Origin of the sequence: Maribacter sp. 1_2014MBL_MicDiv (genome assembly GCF_001865655.1) — a bacterium.
GTDB classification, from domain to species: Bacteria; Bacteroidota; Bacteroidia; order Flavobacteriales; family Flavobacteriaceae; genus Maribacter; species Maribacter dokdonensis.
This window is the reverse complement of the sequence record NZ_CP011318.1, coordinates 3,012,389-3,030,893: the sequence shown is the minus strand read 5'-3', so window position 1 is coordinate 3,030,893 and position 18,505 is coordinate 3,012,389. Positions and strand designations below refer to the sequence as shown.

The 18,505-nt window shown below is 36.1% G+C and carries 17 protein-coding genes; 11 read left to right on the top strand and 6 right to left on the bottom strand.

What is annotated here, in order from left to right; all coding sequences use genetic code 11:
- Nucleotides 1-48 precede the first annotated feature (48 nt).
- Nucleotides 49-729 carry a GTP cyclohydrolase I FolE gene (folE, locus tag YQ22_RS12750; protein WP_058103653.1) on the top strand — a complete coding sequence of 227 codons (681 nt, stop codon included), beginning with the start codon at nt 49-51 and terminating at the stop codon, nt 727-729.
- 14 nt (nt 730-743) lie between these two features.
- On the top strand, nt 744-2,222 hold the full coding sequence (gene cysS, locus YQ22_RS12745) for a cysteine--tRNA ligase (protein WP_071341500.1): 1,479 nt from the start codon (nt 744-746) through the stop codon (nt 2,220-2,222).
- On the opposite strand, the gene YQ22_RS12740 is transcribed toward cysS, so the two are convergent.
- On the bottom strand, nt 2,219-3,142 hold the full coding sequence (locus YQ22_RS12740; protein WP_232231187.1) for an AraC family transcriptional regulator: 924 nt from the start codon (nt 3,140-3,142) through the stop codon (nt 2,219-2,221). The genes cysS and YQ22_RS12740 overlap by 4 nt on opposite strands.
- 195 nt (nt 3,143-3,337) lie before the next feature.
- On the opposite strand from YQ22_RS12740, the gene exaC reads away from it, so the two are divergent.
- From exaC to YQ22_RS12710, 7 genes are all read left to right on the top strand, one after another.
- Nucleotides 3,338-4,861, top strand: a complete 1,524-nt coding sequence (gene exaC, locus YQ22_RS12735) for an acetaldehyde dehydrogenase ExaC (protein WP_071341499.1) — start codon at nt 3,338-3,340, stop codon at nt 4,859-4,861.
- A 12-nt stretch (nt 4,862-4,873) separates the two neighbouring features.
- Nucleotides 4,874-5,248, top strand: a complete 375-nt coding sequence (locus tag YQ22_RS12730) for a DUF779 domain-containing protein (protein WP_058103656.1) — start codon at nt 4,874-4,876, stop codon at nt 5,246-5,248.
- A gap of 110 nt (nt 5,249-5,358) precedes the next feature.
- Nucleotides 5,359-5,586 (top strand): membrane protein insertion efficiency factor YidD, encoded by a 228-nt coding sequence (yidD, locus tag YQ22_RS18970; protein ID WP_083414336.1) that lies wholly within the window; start codon nt 5,359-5,361, stop codon nt 5,584-5,586.
- A gap of 254 nt (nt 5,587-5,840) precedes the next feature.
- Nucleotides 5,841-6,803 carry a prolipoprotein diacylglyceryl transferase gene (gene lgt, locus YQ22_RS12725; RefSeq protein WP_071341498.1) on the top strand — a complete coding sequence of 321 codons (963 nt, stop codon included), beginning with the start codon at nt 5,841-5,843 and terminating at the stop codon, nt 6,801-6,803.
- Nucleotides 6,803-7,297: a DUF192 domain-containing protein gene (locus YQ22_RS12720; protein ID WP_071341497.1), complete on the top strand. Its 495-nt coding sequence runs from the start codon at nt 6,803-6,805 to the stop codon at nt 7,295-7,297. Before lgt ends, YQ22_RS12720 begins: the two co-directional genes overlap by 1 nt.
- Nucleotides 7,298-7,330: 33 nt before the next feature.
- The gene (locus YQ22_RS12715) at nt 7,331-7,855 is read left to right on the top strand and encodes a GNAT family N-acetyltransferase (protein WP_071341496.1); all 525 of its coding nucleotides are present in this window, start codon (nt 7,331-7,333) and stop codon (nt 7,853-7,855) included.
- The gene (locus YQ22_RS12710; protein WP_071341495.1) at nt 7,852-9,078 is read left to right on the top strand and encodes an ATP-binding cassette domain-containing protein; all 1,227 of its coding nucleotides are present in this window, start codon (nt 7,852-7,854) and stop codon (nt 9,076-9,078) included. The genes YQ22_RS12715 and YQ22_RS12710 overlap by 4 nt, the downstream gene beginning before the upstream one ends.
- A gap of 54 nt (nt 9,079-9,132) precedes the next feature.
- Here YQ22_RS12710 and secDF read toward each other — a convergent pair whose 3' ends face one another.
- The 3 genes from secDF to YQ22_RS12695 all read right to left on the bottom strand — a co-directional run bounded on the left by secDF (nt 9,133) and on the right by YQ22_RS12695 (nt 13,878).
- Entirely contained in the window at nt 9,133-12,099 is a 2,967-nt protein-coding gene (secDF, locus tag YQ22_RS12705) for a protein translocase subunit SecDF (RefSeq protein WP_071341494.1), read from the bottom strand.
- Nucleotides 12,100-12,201: 102 nt separating this feature from the next.
- Nucleotides 12,202-12,816 carry a hypothetical protein gene (locus tag YQ22_RS12700; protein ID WP_071341493.1) on the bottom strand — a complete coding sequence of 205 codons (615 nt, stop codon included), beginning with the start codon at nt 12,814-12,816 and terminating at the stop codon, nt 12,202-12,204.
- 135 nt (nt 12,817-12,951) lie between these two features.
- Complete coding sequence (locus tag YQ22_RS12695; RefSeq protein WP_071341492.1) at nt 12,952-13,878, bottom strand: malate dehydrogenase; 927 nt, start codon at nt 13,876-13,878, stop codon at nt 12,952-12,954.
- 290 nt (nt 13,879-14,168) lie between these two features.
- Here YQ22_RS12695 and YQ22_RS12690 point away from each other — a divergent pair, with 290 nt between their 5' ends.
- The gene (locus tag YQ22_RS12690) at nt 14,169-14,546 is read left to right on the top strand and encodes a hypothetical protein (RefSeq protein WP_156894572.1); all 378 of its coding nucleotides are present in this window, start codon (nt 14,169-14,171) and stop codon (nt 14,544-14,546) included.
- Nucleotides 14,547-14,802: 256 nt separating this feature from the next.
- On the opposite strand, the gene YQ22_RS12685 is transcribed toward YQ22_RS12690, so the two are convergent.
- Together YQ22_RS12685 and gyrB are read right to left on the bottom strand one after the other, a co-directional pair.
- Nucleotides 14,803-15,819, bottom strand: coding sequence for a DUF6588 family protein (locus YQ22_RS12685; RefSeq protein ID WP_071341491.1), 1,017 nt, complete (start codon nt 15,817-15,819; stop codon nt 14,803-14,805).
- A gap of 71 nt (nt 15,820-15,890) precedes the next feature.
- On the bottom strand, nt 15,891-17,831 hold the full coding sequence (gene gyrB, locus YQ22_RS12680) for a DNA topoisomerase (ATP-hydrolyzing) subunit B (RefSeq protein ID WP_071341490.1): 1,941 nt from the start codon (nt 17,829-17,831) through the stop codon (nt 15,891-15,893).
- A 408-nt stretch (nt 17,832-18,239) separates the two neighbouring features.
- Between gyrB and YQ22_RS12675 the strand changes: the two genes are divergently transcribed.
- Nucleotides 18,240-18,425: a CsbD family protein gene (locus YQ22_RS12675; protein ID WP_058103667.1), complete on the top strand. Its 186-nt coding sequence runs from the start codon at nt 18,240-18,242 to the stop codon at nt 18,423-18,425.
- Nucleotides 18,426-18,505: the final 80 nt, after the last annotated feature.

Genomic DNA, 18,505 nt, shown 5'->3' with positions numbered 1-18,505 from the left:
AAAGTGTCACATATTGTATATCTTTGCAGCTTGTAAAAGAAAGATAAAATGAAAATTGAGGATACACTGGAAAATCAATTTGACGAAATAGGAAACGATCATATTTCTACGTCAGAAGATACTCCTTTACGTTCAGACGCTTTTGATTTGGACGATGCCGAAAAAATTGAACGTATTCGCAATAACGTACGTGAAATCATGCATACTTTGGGTTTAGATTTAAACGATGACAGTTTAAAAGGTACGCCTAATAGAGTTGCAAAAATGTATGTCAATGAAATTTTTGGTGGTTTAAACCCTAGTAGAAGACCAAAGGCATCTACTTTTGACAACAAGTACAAGTACGGTGAAATGTTGGTGGAAAAGAATATTACTTTGTACTCCACTTGTGAGCATCATTTATTACCTATTGTTGGTCGTGCTCACGTAGCCTATATTTCTAACGGTACCGTAGTTGGGCTTTCAAAAATGAATCGTATCGTTGATTACTATGCCAAGAGACCTCAAGTTCAAGAACGTTTAAATATTCAAATCGTAAGAGAATTACAAAAAGCGTTAGGTACGGAAGACGTTGCATGTGTAATTGATGCCAAGCACCTTTGTGTAAACTCAAGAGGCATACGTGACATAGACAGTAGCACGGTAACGGCTGAATATGGTGGAAAATTCAAGGAAGAATTGGTACGCCGCGAGTTTTTGAACTACCTTAATTTAGACACCCATTTTTAATAGCATACAGCTTTATGCAATTGTACGAAAGTCAAGAAATCAAAGTATACAATTCCCTTACAGGAAAAAAAGAAGTTTTTAAACCCATAAACACAGGTCATATTGGCATATATGTTTGTGGACCTACGGTGTATAGCAATGTACACTTAGGAAACTGTAGAACTTTTATGTCCTTTGACATGATTTTCAGATACTTTAAACATCTTGGCTATAAAGTACGTTATGTGCGCAATATTACCGATGCAGGTCATTTGGTAGATGACGCTGAAGACGGTGAAGACAAAATTGCAAAAAAGGCACGATTAGAAAAATTGGAGCCAATGGAAGTTGTACAGCGCTATACTGTAGATTTTCATAATATATTGGAAAAATTCAATTTTTTACCACCAAGTATTGAGCCTACCGCTACAGGACATATCATAGAACAAATTGAAATCATTAAGGATATTCTTGAAAAGGGATTTGCCTATGAAACCAATGGTTCTGTATATTTTGATGTTGCAAAATTTAATCAAGAACATGAGTATGGTAAATTAAGCGGGCGCAAGCTTGAAGATATGATTGCCAATACACGTGATCTTGCTGCCCAAGATGACAAACACAACCCTCAAGATTTTGCTTTGTGGAAAAAAGCGGAGCCACAGCATATTATGAGATGGCCATCACCTTGGGGAGATGGTTTCCCAGGCTGGCATTTAGAATGTACAGCCATGAGCACCAAATACTTAGGAGAAACATTTGACATTCACGGCGGCGGTATGGATTTGAAATTCCCTCACCATGAATGCGAAATTGCCCAAGCTGAAGCATGCAATGGCCAAAGTCCGGTCAATTATTGGTTACATGCAAATATGTTGACTTTGAACGGCAGAAAAATGGCAAAATCTACAGGAAACAGCATTCTCCCTGGTGAAATTTTTTCTGGCGAAAATGATATTTTAAGCAAGCCCTTTTCCCCGTCCATGGTAAGGTTTTTTATGATGCAAGCGCATTATACCAGTATTTTAGATATGAGCAATGATGCGTTGTTAGCTTCTGAAAAAGGATTCAATAAACTTATGGAGGCTTTTAATTCGTTGAAATCTTTACAAACGGGCAAAACTACCGATTTTGATGTTAAAGGTTGGAAAGCATCTTGCTATGCCGCCATGAACGATGATTTTAACACGCCTATTTTAATAGCAAAGCTTTTTGATGCCGTTAAGCACATTAATTTAATCAAAGAAGGCACTGAATCTATAACCGAAACAGATAAACAAGAATTAGAACAAACCTTACAAAATTTTGTTTTTGATGTTTTAGGCCTGGAGAACAAAAACAGTTCTGACGCAGATACTGAAAAACTAGGAGGTGTTGTAGAATTATTGATCGAGTTACGCAAAGCGGCAAGGGAAAATAAAGATTTTGCTACTTCAGATAAAATACGAGATCAATTGGCAGAATTGGGTATTCAATTAAAAGACGGTAAAGAAGGTACAACGTATAGCCTTTAATTTAAATATTTTGATTTTTGAATTTTAGACTGGTATTCACCTGGTGCTAAATGCTGTCTTGTTTTAAAAACCCTATTGAAATAAGATCTACTTTCAAATCCGCAGTCAAGATATACGTCTTTTATGCTTCTTTTAGGATCTTGCAACAGACCTACCGCTAATTTTATACGCTCGTTATTGATAAACTTTACAGGAGATATCCCTAACTCTTGCTTAAAAGTCCTATAAAAGTGAGAGGGACTCATACAAGCCATCTTACTAAGGTCATCTACATTTAAAGATTTATGAACGTTATTTCTAATATAACGTATAACCTCGGTCAACCTACTTTGTTTTTTAATGGATAATGTGGTGTTACTATAAATTTTACGTTCATTGGTCTGTAAAATACGAATGATCAACTCTCTCAACATATTATCCACAAAAATATCTTTTGATGGGTGGTCTTCTGAAAACAAAAACAACAATCTCTGAATGATTTGGTATATACCCCTATCATTTACAAAATGAAAATTATAGTCCATTAATCCCCATGCCTCTTTGGTACTTTTTGGCATATTCTCATTCATGAACTGTAATACCTTATTTATCTTATCTTCTGAAATAGCCATTGCCAAACATCTTGTAGGATTTTTTGCCATAGCTTCAGGAAAATCAATACACATACTTTCGTTTGCAGGTAGAACCAAAGATTCTCCAGGTAAAAAATCAAATGCCTCATAATCTCGTAAATGCATAATCTTTTTCCCTTGGATCATACTGGCCAAAACTGGCTGTTCAAATTTTAAAAGAACACTAGCTGCTTGTTCATGTGTCTCAAAAACATGCATGGCGGCATTGTTCATTGTGTAAGATGTCTGATTCTCCACCATGGTCTCTAAACGCCTTCCTTCTAGGAAATTATCTGATAACTTAATCACAACTATTTTGATTTTATTTTAAGGAATTTACAAAAATATATACTTAAAAAAATCATAAAGTTAATAATTGATAGGTTTGTTCATATTATTCGTAGAATGCGTCAGACAAAAGATATAAGTGTAGGGTACATTTAGAATATCGTATTGACTAGCTCCCAATACATACATTTCTAATATTAACTTAAATCATATACTATGAGCACAACAGCAACTGTAGAAAAAGACGTACTTCAAAAACCCAAATTTAAAAATCAATATGAAAATTATATTGGTGGCAAATGGGTAGCCCCAAGTAAAGGAGAATACTTTGAAAATATTTCTCCGGTAGACGGTAAATCGTTTACAAAAATACCGAGATCAACATCTGAAGATATTGAAAAGGCAATTGATGCCGCATGGGAAGCCGCACCTTCATGGAATTCATCTTCTGCGACCGAAAGAAGCAATATGCTATTAAGGATTGCCGATAAAATAGAACAAAACCTTGAGGTGTTGGCTAGAGCCGAAACTTGGGACAACGGTAAAGCCATTAGAGAAACACGCGCTGCAGATTTACCTTTGGCCGTAGACCATTTTAGATATTTTGCAGGTGTCATTAGAGCAGAAGAAGGCTCGGTCAGTGAATTGGATGCTAACACTGTGGCATTGAACGTTACTGAACCATTAGGAGTCGTTGGTCAAATTATACCTTGGAACTTCCCACTACTAATGGCAACGTGGAAACTGGCTCCGGCTTTAGCTGCAGGTAACTGTGTAGTATTAAAACCAGCAGAGCAAACACCTGTGGGAATCTTAATATTAATGGAAATTATTGAAGGAATTTTACCTGACGGAGTACTTAATATCGTAAACGGATTTGGTGCTGAGGCAGGTAAACCTTTGGCATCTAGCCCTAGAATAGACAAAATAGCCTTTACCGGTGAAACAACTACAGGTCAGTTAATTATGCAATACGCATCAAAAAACATTACCCCTGTTACTCTTGAACTTGGTGGAAAGTCACCGAACATTTTCTTTGAGAGTATTATGGATGCCGATGATGAATTCTTTGACAAATGTTTGGAAGGCGCCAATATGTTCGCCTTAAACCAAGGCGAAGTCTGTACTTGTCCTTCTAGAATGTTGGTACAAGAAAGTATTTACGAAAAATTCATTGAGCGTGTAATTGAGCGCACTAAAGCTATTAAAATGGGGCATCCTTTAGATCCCAATACCATGATGGGCGCACAAGCATCTAATGATCAATTTGAAAAAATACTTAGCTATATCAATATAGGAAAAGAAGAAGGTTGTGAAATTCTTACAGGAGGCGCACAAGCCTATAATGAAGGCTTGGAAGGTGGATATTACGTACAACCCACAATTCTAAAAGGAAATAACAAAATGCGCGTTTTTCAAGAAGAAATTTTTGGTCCCGTACTTTGTGTAACCACTTTCAAAGATGAAGCAGAGGCTATAGAAATTGCAAATGACACCCTATATGGATTGGGCGCCGGCGTTTGGACACGTGATACCCACCAGGCATACCAGATTTCAAGAGCCATAAAAGCCGGTAGAGTTTGGGTAAATTGCTATCACCTATATCCTGCACATGCACCATTTGGTGGATACAAAAAATCAGGTATCGGTAGGGAAAACCATAAAATGATGTTGGCACACTATCGCCAAACCAAAAACATGCTTATTTCTTACGATAAGAAAAAAATGGGATTCTTTTAAAAACGAAATACGATGAAGACAAAAAGAGTTTTGGTAACTAAAAAAGCCGCAGAAGTAATTGCACAGCTAAAAGAGAAACACGGTGAACTTATGTTCCACCAAAGTGGCGGTTGCTGTGACGGTTCCTCACCCATGTGTTTTGAAAAAGGCGATTTAATGCTGGATGATAACGATGTTTGGCTTGGCACTATTGAAGGTTGCGACTTTCATATGTCAAAAGATCAGTTTGAATATTGGAAACACACCCAGCTGACTGTTGATGTTACCCCAGGTATTGGCTCTAGTTTTTCATTGGAAATCCCGTTAGGTCTTCGATTTTTGATCAAATCTAGGTTATACTCCGAAGAAGAGGCCGAACATTTAGAACCCATAAGAATAGGAGCCTAAACAAAAACCATTTTAATTTTAGAAGTCCGGATGCAAACTATCCGGGCTTCTTATTTTATATAGTTAATCCTTTTATAGTAAATTTGGGCTATTAATTTATCATCGTGAAAATTTCCTTTAAAAAAATCCTTATTGCTCCTTTCATATTTCTAGTCCGGTTTTACCAAGTGGCAATTTCCCCTTATACCCCAGCAACATGTAGATACTCCCCTACTTGTTCTCAATACACCTTAAAAGCATTAAAAAAACATGGTCTATTTAAAGGAGGTTGGATGGCAACAAAGCGTATTTTTAGCTGCAATCCTTGGGGTGGAAAAGGCTACGACCCAGTTCCTTAAATAAGGATCAAAATCAAAAATCGAGTTCAAGCTCAAAAAAACTAATAAAATTTAAAGGTTTCGTTGGTCAAAACTTTGACTTAGTCAAATCACCAAATATTTCTATATTTCCACCTGTATATTCCATTCTCTATTCTCCATTTTCTCTCATTTACATACTTAACTCTCTTTTAACTCATAACAAAATCAATTTCCCAAATCTTACGGCTAGGTAGATTCCTATTTTATTATCTTAGCCATTCAAAATTCAACACATGCATTTCTTAGGAATTACTTGGAATCCGAACGAGACACTTTTCAATATTGGTTTCATTCAAATAAAGTATTACAATCTACTTTGGATAACCGCCTTCGCCTTAGGTTGGTTTCTTATGAAAAAGATTTTTCTTAACGAGAAAAAATCGGTAGAACAATTAGATTCCCTATTCATATACACCGTTCTAAGCACCATGCTAGGGGCAAGATTAGGTCATGTGTTTTTTTATGACTGGGCATATTACTCTAATCACCTTATTGAGATTTTAATACCTGTACGCGAAAGTGATACTGGCAGTCTACTTTTTGGCTTAATAGATGGTTATGAATTTACCGGCTTTACTGGTCTAGCCAGTCATGGAGCTACACTTGGTATTATAATTGGCACCTATTTGTATACAAGAAAATATCCTGAATTTAACATGCTATGGATTTTTGACAGAATGGTAATACCTGTTGCCATTGGGGCTTTTTGCGTTCGTTTAGGTAATTTTTTCAACTCTGAGATCAACGGTAAAGTGGTAGATGAAAATTTCATTTTTGCCACAAAGTTTATTCGTGATTCAGATGACTTACACCCATCAAAAGCATTGGGTATTACCCAAGAGAAAACACTGAACGCCGCTTATGCCGCTATAGAAAACAACCCACAGTTTTCTCAATATCTAGCAGAAATCCCATACCGTCATCCAGCACAATTATATGAAGGAATAGGTTATATTTTCATTTTTATTCTGTTGTATTTTCTATATTGGAAAACAGATAAAAAAAACAAAACCGGTTATTTATTCGGGTTGTTCTTTGTATTACTTTGGACAGTTCGTTTCTTCGCTGAATTCGTTAAGAAAAGTCAAGGCGGATTTGAAGAATCGTTAGGTTTACTATCTACCGGTCAATGGTTAAGTATCCCTTTTATACTAGTAGGTTTCTATTTCATGTTCAGAAAAACAAAAACTGCGTAATGTTCAGTAAAATAAATAAGGGCTTGATAGTAGTGGCTACCATAACTACTTTAGCTTTTTCATGCAAGGAAGAATCTAAAAAAACCATAGCTACAGAAACTATTGTTTTTACACATGAAGGAGATTTAACTATTTTTCTAAAATCCAGTGACACCGTTAAAACCAAATTCAATATTGAATTTGCCGAGACAGATTATGAAACCCAAACCGGACTAATGTACCGAAAAGGTATGGCAATCAATGAAGGTATGTTATTCATTTTTCCTGATGAAAGAATGCATTCTTTTTACATGAAGAACACAGAATTCCCATTAGATATCATCTATATAAAAGAAAATTTGAAAATTGCCAGTTTTCAAGAAAATGCACAACCACTAAATGAAGATGGTTTATCTTCACAAGTACCCATAAAATACGTACTAGAGGTCAATGCAGGTCTATCCCAAGAATTGGGCTTATCTATTGGTGATAGTATTAGTTTTAGCAGAAAGTAATATCTTAATCCTGCGTTTAATTCAAAGAGAATAATGCCAGCATATGTTTTATTCAATGAAGAATCTGATCGTTTACTTTTTAAAGAAGTTAAACCATTAGATTTTGAACACTGGCTACCATTTCATGAAGAACCATTAAGCAGCCAATACTGGTCTGGACTACCAAACGACCCTAGAGTTGCCTGCGAAGAACAATTTCAAAGAATCTTTGAGAGATATAAGGCAAACCTAGGTGGTTTAAATGCTTTATTTTTAAAAGGCACCAACACCTTGGTTGGACTCTGTGGTGTTCTATTACAACAGGTAGATGGTGAACAAGAGTTTGAAATTGGTTATTCCATTCTACCAGAATATTGGCGAAAAGGTTTCGCCTTTGAGGCTGCAGAAAAGTGCAAACATATAGCATTTGAAAAAAAATGGACAAACAGTTTAATTTCAATTATACAGGTAGATAATATTCCATCGCAAAAAACGGCATTGAAAAATGGTATGTTTATAGATTTTACCACCACTTACCATAATAACACAGTTCATATTTATAGAATAAACGCAAAATGAATCATTGGGTAATATATTTAGACAACAACTCAAACAAGAAAGGTTTCATTAAAGATTTTCAACAAGGAAGAACACCTATTGAACTCCAATATTTTAAACAAAAAACAGGAAGACTTTTCTCTCATTTTACCCTAGAAAAATTAATAGACGAGGAAGATAAACATGACATTAAGATAATTAGTAGTGCCGGGCAATCGTTAAAAACCATGTCTAGTGGAGAGCAAAAAAGAGCCTTGTTACATTACTTGCTTAATGAACGGCCAGATTATATAATACTAGATAATCCTTTTGATAATTTGGACATTTCCTTTCAAGAAAATCTTAAAACCATACTTGAAAATCACTCAAAGCATATTTCCTTTATTCAACTGGCCAGTAGAAAAGAAGACACGCTTTCTTTTATCAACCATTTTGGCAGTATTATAGAGAACAACTTTCAAGTTATAGAAAGTCCGCTTTCTGCCGAAATCCAAATCCCAGAAAGCTTTACAACCATCACTGTTCCACAATCGGGTATTGACTTTATTAACTTGCCTAATATGTTGATCAATTTTAAAGATGTAAGTATTTCCTATGGTGAAAAGAAAATATTGAACAGTATTAATTGGACAGTGAACAAAGGTGACTTTTGGCAACTATCAGGCACCAATGGCAGTGGTAAATCTACTATACTTTCAATGATTTTTGGTGACAACCCAAAAGCCTATGGTCAAAACATTCACCTATTTGGCAGTAAAAAAGGTAGTGGTGAAAGTGTATGGGACATCAAGAAAAAGATAGGTTATTACGCCCCTGCGATGACCTATAAGTTCAGCGGAAGACACTCAATTGAAAATATGCTTATCTCTGGTTTAAATGATTCTGTAGGCTTATATGTAAAGCCAACAGCGTTTCAGCAAAGAATAATTAAGCAATGGCTGGCACTATTAGACCTTTACGATATTAAAAATACTTTTTTCAATACTTTATCTACGGGTAAACAAAGACTGGTCATGACGGCACGCGCCATGGTAAAGCAACCTCCATTATTAATATTAGATGAACCCACAGCAGGTATGGATGATGCTTCCGCTGCATTGTTAGTAGCTTTGGTCAACAAATTTGCAGAAGAAACGGACGCCGCGATCATCTTTGTTTCCCATAGAAAAGAAAAAGGTCTAAAACCAAAACTGACCTTTTACCTTACTCCACATGAAACTGGTTCAACAGGTAGTATAAAATAGAAAAAGCCGTTCATTTCTGAACGGCTTTTATATTTGAGTTAGTTAAACTCTTAACTACTCTTTACCAGAAGTAATTTTCTTGCTCAACGCATCGAACATTACAGGAGTTGCAATAAATACAGAAGAGTAAGTACCTACAACAACACCTACGATCATTGCGAACATAAATCCTCTTAATGATTCTCCACCAAATATAAAGATGGCCAAAAGTACAATTAAGGTAGTCAAAGAAGTATTCAACGTTCTACTTAACGTACTGTTTATTGCATAGTTAATGTTAGAACCGCCTTTCCAGCCGCGTTCTGCCAAAGTCTCACGAATACGGTCAAATACTACCACCGTATCATTCAATGAGTAACCGATTACTGTCAAAATAGCCGCAATAAATGCTTGGTCTATTTCCATGTTAAATGGCATTAGCTTTCCAAATATAGAGAACACACCTAAAACGATCAATACATCATGGAATACCGCAACAACGGCACCCAATGAGAACTGCCATCTTCTAAATCTGAATAATATGTATAAGAACACTACTGCCAATGAACCTAGAATTGCCAAAAAGGCATTATTCTTAATATCATCTGCAATGGTAGGACCAACCTTAACAGATTGTAATATTCCTACTGCCTCATCATCAACACCTCCTAAAACAAAAGCATCTTTACTTATACCATCTGGCAAGTATTTTTGCAAAGAAGTGTATAACTTATCTTGAATTTCAGTATCTACCTCAATTCCTTCAACATCAACTTTATAAGGAGTAGTTATTTTTACTTGGTTAGACTCTCCGTAAGTTTTCACGTTAGTTCCACTACCAAATACGGTATTTAATTCTGATGCAATTTCAGAAGGGTTAACAGGCTGCTCAAAACGAACAGTGTAGGAACGACCGCCCACAAAGTCAACACCTTGTTGTAATCCAGGACCAAAGAACAAAGAGAATAAGCCTACGGAAACCAATATTCCAGAAACAACATAAGCTATCTTTCTCTTGATCAAGAAATCGATATTGATTCCCTTGAATAGGTTTTTTGTAATTCCGGTTGAGAAATCCAAGCTTCTACCTTTTCCTCCAATATACCAATCAACCAAAAGACGGGTGATGAATATTGCGGTAAATAAAGAAGTTATAATACCGATCAATAACGTTGTTGCAAAACCTTTAATTGGTCCAGATCCAAAAACGAATAATATGATTGCAGTTAAACCTGTAGTAATATTCGCATCTAAGATTGATGACAATGCATTACCAAAACCATCGGCAACGGCTTGACTTTTACCTTTACCTTTTGCCAATTCTTCTTTAATACGCTCAAAGATAAGTACGTTGGCATCAACAGACATACCGATCGTTAATACGATACCTGCGATACCAGGTAGAGTCAACACAGCATTCAAACTGGTTAACACACCAAAGATCAACAAAATGTTCAATAACAAAGCAACATCTGCGAAAGCACCTGCTTTACCATAATATGCGATCATCCATAATAGAACAATTGCCATAGCGATCAAGAAAGACATAAAACCACTATCAATAGCTTCTTGACCTAAAGAAGGACCAACAATCTCTGACTGGATAATTTCTGCAGAAGCAGGAAGTTTACCGGCTCTAAGTACGTTAGAAATATCTTTTGTTTCGTTTACGGTAAAGTCTCCGGTAATTTCTGAACGACCACCAGAGATAGGACCAGAAGAAACACCAGGAGCAGTGTACACTTTGTTATCCAAAACAATAGCTATACCTGTTTGATTGCTATAAGCATCACCTGTTAATTTTTCCCATTCTTTAGCTCCTTTGGTATTCATGGTCATTGAAACTGCAGGCTTACTGAACTGATCAAAATCCGCTCTAGCATCACTTACAACATCACCACTAATTCTTGGCGTACCATCGCGGTTAGATTTTAATGCATACAAATCAATAACCTCTGTATCTTCTGAAGATGGTCTTTCCCATACAAACTTTGTAAACTGGATATCTGCAGGCAACAATCTTCTAATTTCTGGCATTCTAAAATAAGAACCAATAGTAGCGGTATCTTTTATAGCTGCACGAAACATTGCATTTGAACCTGGGTTAGCAGGAATCAATAACTCATACAAAGGATTCACCTGTGTAGCCAAATCTAAAGAATCTGCAGAAACATCGGACAACAAAGAATCTAACTCTGACTCTTCTTTAATTTGCTCTGGTTCTTTTACTTCAACTATTTCTTTTAGCTTTTCATTCGCTTGAATTAAGAATGTACTAAAGCTGGTATTGCTTTGCTTGTACGTTTCCCAAAACTCCAATTGAGCAGTACTTGATAAAAGATCTTGCGCACGAGCAATATCTCTTGCACCTGGTAACTCTACCAATATACGACCAGAATTACCTTCTCTTTGAATGTTTGGCTGTGTAACACCAAAACCATCAATACGCTCTCTTAACACTTCAAAAGCAGATACTATAGATTCATCTATTTTTCTTCTAATGATAGGTTTAACCTCATCATCAGACATTTGAAAATTAATTTCATCACTAAGACCTTTGTTAGCAAAGATATCTGGTGAAGCCAATTTAGTATCTCCCTTTATAGCGTCAAAAGCTTCAAAGAAAAGTTCAATATACGTATCATCGCTATTTTTAGAGGCTGCATCGGCATCTGCCAAAGCCTTGTTGAAAACAGGACTCTTTGTATTATTAGCCAATCCTTTTAAAATGTCCTTTACTGAAATTTGAAGGGTAACATTTATACCCCCTTTAAGGTCAAGACCTTTGTTCAATTCTTTCTTTTTAGCCTCATTATAATTGGTGTAGCCAAAAACGGTATTATTACCGATAGAATCAAGATAGCTTGCCGCTACCATTTCTCGCTTTGCCACGTAACCCTCTTCTGCCTCAGACACACGACTGGCCGCGAAGGTATTCGCTTCTTTTTCTACTTTGCTTGTAACAAAAGTATAGGATAGCTGGTAAATACTAACTAACCCGAATAATAAAGCAAATAGCTTTATAAGTCCCTTATTCTGCATTTTTATTTATTTAATTTATGTTGATTATACTTATTAAGTAGTTTAAAAATCTAGGCGTATTACTTTTTCGCAAAATAATTACGTCTTATTAGATGTTGTAGTTTAGCTATTTCTGATCCAGGTGGGTCCTGCCCTTACCTCTGGAATTTGATGTGAAGTATTATTTGCAACAATAGCAACCTTGCTATTGATTTTAAGAGCCAATTCTACAGTAGCATTGAACTCTAAAGTAAATTTATTGGTTAAAGGCGGTACTACCGGAATAACCTTGGAATCAAAATTATGATCTTGACCAACAACAAGTGTAGCTTTAATTTGATATCCATTATCGGTATGCTGATGAAGATCTAAAACAACCAGATTATATTGACCGGGTAGTCCATCAGAATCATCTTCGGTTGGAATTTCATCTTCATTCGCTAAAAACCGACCTTCTTGTGAAAGAAACTTTTTAACGCTTTCAGCATCAACATCACTGTAATAACGAATACTTAATTGTGTTTCGTCATTCTCTATTACCTCAATGGTATCGACACCTAAAACCTGTAATTTTTTAGTTATTACAGCCAATATTTCATCATGGGCAGTATTTGAAGCTAATTCCACATCAGCAAATTCCAATGAAATCTGTTGATTAGAAGCTTTCTTTTGCTCTTGACATAACCCTAATAGGGCTAGAATAATAAATAAAGTACTTACGCACCATTTTGCATTCATGCGGCAAATATAAAAAGAAAAATATGCTAGGTAGTATATTTTTTACAATATATGTACCTGAAGCCTATCTTCTTAGAAAAAGAAACCCTTTGCAACAATGTCACAAAGGGTTCAAATATGATTTAGCGGTATTAACTACAGCTCTAAAAGTCCGTTAGTTTTACTTACACCAGCAGCACTTTCCTTCATTTTAGCTTTTTCAGCATCACTTAAAGGTATATCAACTACTTTCTCTATACCGTCTTTACCTAAAATTACAGGAACACCTATACAGATATCTTTAAGACCGTATTCACCATCAAGTAATGTAGAACAAGGGAACATTTTCTTCTGATCACAAGCAATTGCCTGTACCATAGAAGAAACTGCTGCACCAGGAGCATACCAAGCGCTAGTACCTAATAACTTGGTCAATGTAGCACCACCTACTTTAGTATCATCCGCTACTTGTTGTAATCTCTCTTCTGATAAGAATTCAGACACACGTATGCTATTTCTGGTTGCGTGAGATGTTAATGGCACCATACCGGTATCACTATGACCACCAATTACCATACCGTCTATATCAGAAATAGGAGCTTCCATAGCCTCTGCTAAACGATACTTAAAACGTGCGCTGTCTAAAGCACCACCCATACCTATTATTCTGTTCTTTGGTAAACCAGTAGTTTTATGTACCAAGTACGTCATAGTATCCATAGGGTTACTTACTACGATAATGATGACATTAGGAGAATGCTCTAAAAGATTGCTAGAAACCGTTTTTACGATTCCTGCATTAATACCGATCAATTCTTCTCTGGTCATACCTGGTTTTCTTGGAATACCAGATGTAATTACCGCAACATGACTATCGGCCGTTTTAGAATAATCGTTTGTGCTACCTGTTATTTTTGTATCAAAACCGTTTAATGACGCAGTTTGCATTAAATCCATTGCTTTACCTTCCGCATAGCCTTCTTTAATGTCCAAAATAACCACTTCTGATGCAAAATCTTTAATGGCAATGTATTCTGCACAACTAGCACCTACTGCACCAGCACCAACTACTGTAACTTTCATTTATTATTATTTTATGAATTATTATATATAAAATGGAATAGCCATCTTATGTGTATTGAATTTTCACTTCAAAAATAGGTATTTATTGACGAATTATGCTACTAGCCACTTGATTTAATTAACTGAAAAAGTGATTAAAAACATCGATAAAATGCACATTTTGTTAAAAAAAATTGCGCTTTAACGAAGAAATCGTCAAATAGTGACCATACATCGAATTTTAATAATAAGCCGAAACTAGTCACGTTAAATACTATGGATCCCAAATCCACCATAAAATTAACCTACTTATGACTAAGAAGTTCCTCTCTTTGTTGGCCATATGTGCCATTGTGTTTCTTGCGAACTGTTCTCGCATTGAACAAAACACCGATCCCATCATTGGAATTTGGTCACAATCCGATTTGATCGTAACCGAAAGCTCTTCTAAACAAACTATTCGTAAAGAATGGATTTTTAATGATGTCTATCTTGGTAGATATCATGAAATTGAAGGTTCTACCATTACCTTAAAAACAGACTTTAACTGGTCTAAACAAGACGATGTTTATACGGTTGAGTATAAAGGTCTAGAAGGAAAGCCCAATAATATTATCACCATAAAATCTTCTGAAGAGAATGTTTACCTTCAAAAGAAAGATGGTGCCACCTTGGCAATAAGGGAATAAACGATTTTAACAGGGCCATGGGAAAAAGGCTGTCCGGAGGGATCTGGGCAGTCTTTTTTATTCCTATGTGTTCTCTATTTGTTGGTTGTTGGAAACAAGAGAATTCAAGTTAAAGTTTAAAAATCAAGGTATATCAAAAGCCAGATTTATCTCAAAATCAATACTATTTAGCATCTCTTAATACAACGCTAGAACAGGGATGAACCCAAAATTCTCAATACTTGATTTTTAAACCTTGATATTATTTACTTCTGATTTACCTAAAACCAAAGTTTATACCTACAGTAGCAGTATTGAATTCTCCTAGATTATACTCAGCATTCAGCCTAAAGAAACCTAATTTTAGTTTCGTTCCCAAAGTACCTGTTACCCCATTTACTTTTTTTACGATCGAAAAAGGATCTTCATAAGTTTCAGATTCAAATGGTCCACTATTAACTCTGTACGTTCCTAAAACATCTGTTACCGACTTACCAGTAATATAATTTACACCTCCATAAAAATTAATGATAGGCAACTTTGTAGATACTACAGCACCAAATGCCCAACTACTGATTTCTGCCTCTATACGTTGATTTTCACCTTCTATTAACCTGGCATTACTTAAATCATAATCACCATTGATATTCGTATACCCAATAACGGCAGAAATTGCCACTGGTAAAATTTTATCCGCAGGCAACAATTTCGTAAAATCATGTTGTATACCTAAGCCAAATAGTCCTATAGATGCATCTTCATATTCCATTTTAGGCAAAAACCTTGCTTTAACTTCAGTTCCCTTTATAACACCAACACTTGCTTGCAAATAACCCGACGGTACAAAATCGATATTTTCACCTGCCAAGCCCGATGGCAGCTCAAATGTTTCTCTAACGGTTACCCCCAATACCTCACCTTCTACATAAACCTGAGTTCCAGAAATATCCCCTAAAGCCGTTGACACTTCTCTGGCCACACCTGGGTTTTCCACAAAATCTAAATTCTCATAATCACTGGGATCCAGGATAAAAGTTTTCTTATCCTCCTTGTTCTTAAAGCCCGTGATATTACCGATGATAGAAATTTCAAATCCGCCCAAGGGTTTTGCATCCGCAGTATTATACCACCCTGTTGACATACTATATACCACACTTTCAGAGAGTGGTGCCATAAAATCGGTCGTAAATCGTTCTGCATCTTCAACTCCGGCAGCTAGTACATTATTAAAATCTGCCTGAGCAACAGTAGTTAAACATGCCCCTAGAAAAACACACGTAAATAAATTCTTCATGATTCAAATTTTACCTAAAACTAAAAAACCTGCGCCGTAGACGCAGGTTTTTGTTGTGTAATAGGTATTTTCTATGTGTCAATGTTTGCATAAACAGCATTCTTCTCAATAAATTCTCTTCTAGGCGGTACTTCATCACCCATAAGCATTGAGAAAACACGATCGGTTTCAGTTGCGTTGTCTATCGTTATTTGGCGCAATGTTCTGTATTCAGGATTCATGGTAGTGTCCCATAATTGTTCAGCGTTCATTTCACCAAGACCCTTATATCTTTGAATACTTACACCACCACTGTAGCTATCTGCAATTTCATCGCGTTCTTTATCACTCCAAGCATATCTCTTTTTCTGACCTTTTTTAACCAGATAAAGAGGTGGAGTAGCAATATAAATATGCCCATTCTCTACCAATTCTCTCATATAACGGAAGAAGAATGTTAAGATCAAGGTTTCAATATGACTACCATCAACATCGGCATCACACATGATGACTACCTTATGGTATCTTAACTTATCTAGATTCAATGCTTTACTATCCTCTTCTGTACCAATGGTTACCCCCAGGGCAGTATACATATTCTTAATTTCCTCGTTTTCAAAAACCTTATGTTGCATGGCTTTCTCAACATTCAAAATCTTACCTCGAAGCGGTAGGATCGCTTGAAAATTACGATCACGTCCCATTTTGGCAGTACCACCCGCCGAATCTCCCTCAACTAGGAATATTTCGCACTTTTCTGGGTCCTGCTCAGAGCAATCTGATAGTTTACCTGGCAAACCACCACCACTCATTACATTTTTACGCTGAACCATTTCACGAGCTTTAGAAGCTGCATGTCTAGCCTGCGCCGCAAGAATTACTTTTTGTACAATGGTCTTTGCATCATCTGGATGCTCCTCTAGGTAGTCTGTCAGCATTTCAGAAACTGCCTGACTTACTGCTGCGGAAACCTCACGGTTTCCTAATTTGGTTTTTGTCTGACCTTCGAATTGCGGCTCAGAAACCTTAACAGACACAATTGCCGTTAAACCTTCACGGAAATCATCACCTTGAATTTCGAATTTCAATTTATCCAACATACCAGAAGCATCGGCATATTTTTTCAGGGTAGAAGTAAGACCTCTTCTAAAACCAGATAAATGTGTACCACCTTCATGAGTATTAATGTTATTTACATACGAATGAAGATTCTCAGTATAACTAGTATTGTAAATCATAGCTACTTCTACAGGAATATCATTCTTTTCCCCTTCCATTGCTATAACCCCTTGTATTAATGACTCACGGTTGCCATCTAAAAACTTAACAAATTCCTTTAATCCTTCATTGGAAAAGAACGTTTCACCAACGTATTCCCCTTTCTCGTCTTTCTGACGTTTATCGGTAATACTAATAGTAACCCCTTTGTTCAAGAAAGAAAGCTCGCGCATTCTATTTGCCAAGGTTTCATAACTATATTCAATGGTTTGGGTGAATATGGTATTATCCGGATGAAAAGTAACTTCTGTACCCCTATCTTCGGTCTCCCCTATTCTCTTTACCGGATATAAAGCCTTACCACGCTCATATTCTTGTTGCCAAATTACACCGTCCCTAAAAACCGTAGCGGTCAAATGATCAGAAAGAGCGTTTACACACGAAACACCAACACCGTGAAGACCACCCGATACTTTATAAGAATCTTTATCGAATTTACCACCGGCACCGATCTTGGTCATTACAACCTCAAGTGCAGAAACACCTTCCTTTTTATGTAAATCTACAGGAATACCCCTACCGTTATCCCTTGTAGTTATGGAATTATCTTCATTTATGATAACGCTAATGTTGTCACAATGACCTCCCATAGCCTCATCAATAGAGTTATCGACTACTTCATATACTAAATGGTGCAAACCACGGACCCCAACATCACCTATATACATGGATGGACGCATACGTACGTGCTCCATACCTTCCAAGGCCTGAATACTATCTGCCGAATAATTTTTCTTATTTGCTTCTTCGCTCATAAAATTAAGGTTGTTTTACTTCAAATTTTGCAATCTTACAAATATACGCAATACCCCATGAAATATAGCCTTCCTAGTAATTGGGCAATGGCAAGTTATCAACAATTATTGTGGAAAATTAGAGATTCTATCCTAAAAAACAGAGCTACCTAAAGTATCAATGTTAGGTAAGGTTGTATTGAAAACATTAAATAATACAACCAAGACCTCATTTATAGATATCAAATAACCGGAACTACCTCTTAAATGTGCAAAATGCCTTAGAAATGATACACCCGGTCAACAAAACTTCTCAAAATTAACGGTAAAAAAATCAATGTTTGCGTTATTGATCATAATGGGGATTTATTAAGATTTCCTTTACATGTGGTCATTAACTTAGAGGTATAATCTTAAAAACAATATATCATGAATGAAGAACAATTTAAAGGAAAGTGGAATATCGCAAAAGGAAAACTTAAGCAAAAGTATGGTGACCTTACAGACGATGATCTAACATATGCTGAAGGTAAGTCTGATGAATTACTGGGAAGAATACAAGAAAAAACCGGTGAATCAAAAGAAAAGCTAAAGCAGATGATCAATGACATCTAAGCAATGATGAAACAATTCATAAAAAAAACAAACCCGTCTAAAGAATTAGACGGGTTCTTACAATAAGTATTAATGACTAA

What these genes read in the sequence shown, in the direction of transcription:
- secDF (WP_071341494.1), bottom strand. Translation starts at nt 12,099, where the DNA reads ATGCAGAATAAGGGACTTATAAAGCTATTTGCTTTATTATTCGGGTTA.
- lgt (WP_071341498.1), top strand. Translation starts at nt 5,841, where the DNA reads ATGCATTTCTTAGGAATTACTTGGAATCCGAACGAGACACTTTTCAAT.
- folE (WP_058103653.1), top strand. Translation starts at nt 49, where the DNA reads ATGAAAATTGAGGATACACTGGAAAATCAATTTGACGAAATAGGAAAC.
- YQ22_RS12715 (WP_071341496.1), top strand. Translation starts at nt 7,331, where the DNA reads ATGCCAGCATATGTTTTATTCAATGAAGAATCTGATCGTTTACTTTTT.
- YQ22_RS12730 (WP_058103656.1), top strand. Translation starts at nt 4,874, where the DNA reads ATGAAGACAAAAAGAGTTTTGGTAACTAAAAAAGCCGCAGAAGTAATT.
- YQ22_RS12710 (WP_071341495.1), top strand. Translation starts at nt 7,852, where the DNA reads ATGAATCATTGGGTAATATATTTAGACAACAACTCAAACAAGAAAGGT.
- YQ22_RS12685 (WP_071341491.1), bottom strand. Translation starts at nt 15,819, where the DNA reads ATGAAGAATTTATTTACGTGTGTTTTTCTAGGGGCATGTTTAACTACT.
- YQ22_RS12675 (WP_058103667.1), top strand. Translation starts at nt 18,240, where the DNA reads ATGAATGAAGAACAATTTAAAGGAAAGTGGAATATCGCAAAAGGAAAA.
- YQ22_RS12695 (WP_071341492.1), bottom strand. Translation starts at nt 13,878, where the DNA reads ATGAAAGTTACAGTAGTTGGTGCTGGTGCAGTAGGTGCTAGTTGTGCA.
- YQ22_RS12690 (WP_156894572.1), top strand. Translation starts at nt 14,169, where the DNA reads ATGACTAAGAAGTTCCTCTCTTTGTTGGCCATATGTGCCATTGTGTTT.
- gyrB (WP_071341490.1), bottom strand. Translation starts at nt 17,831, where the DNA reads ATGAGCGAAGAAGCAAATAAGAAAAATTATTCGGCAGATAGTATTCAG.
- YQ22_RS12720 (WP_071341497.1), top strand. Translation starts at nt 6,803, where the DNA reads ATGTTCAGTAAAATAAATAAGGGCTTGATAGTAGTGGCTACCATAACT.
- YQ22_RS12700 (WP_071341493.1), bottom strand. Translation starts at nt 12,816, where the DNA reads ATGAATGCAAAATGGTGCGTAAGTACTTTATTTATTATTCTAGCCCTA.
- exaC (WP_071341499.1), top strand. Translation starts at nt 3,338, where the DNA reads ATGAGCACAACAGCAACTGTAGAAAAAGACGTACTTCAAAAACCCAAA.
- cysS (WP_071341500.1), top strand. Translation starts at nt 744, where the DNA reads ATGCAATTGTACGAAAGTCAAGAAATCAAAGTATACAATTCCCTTACA.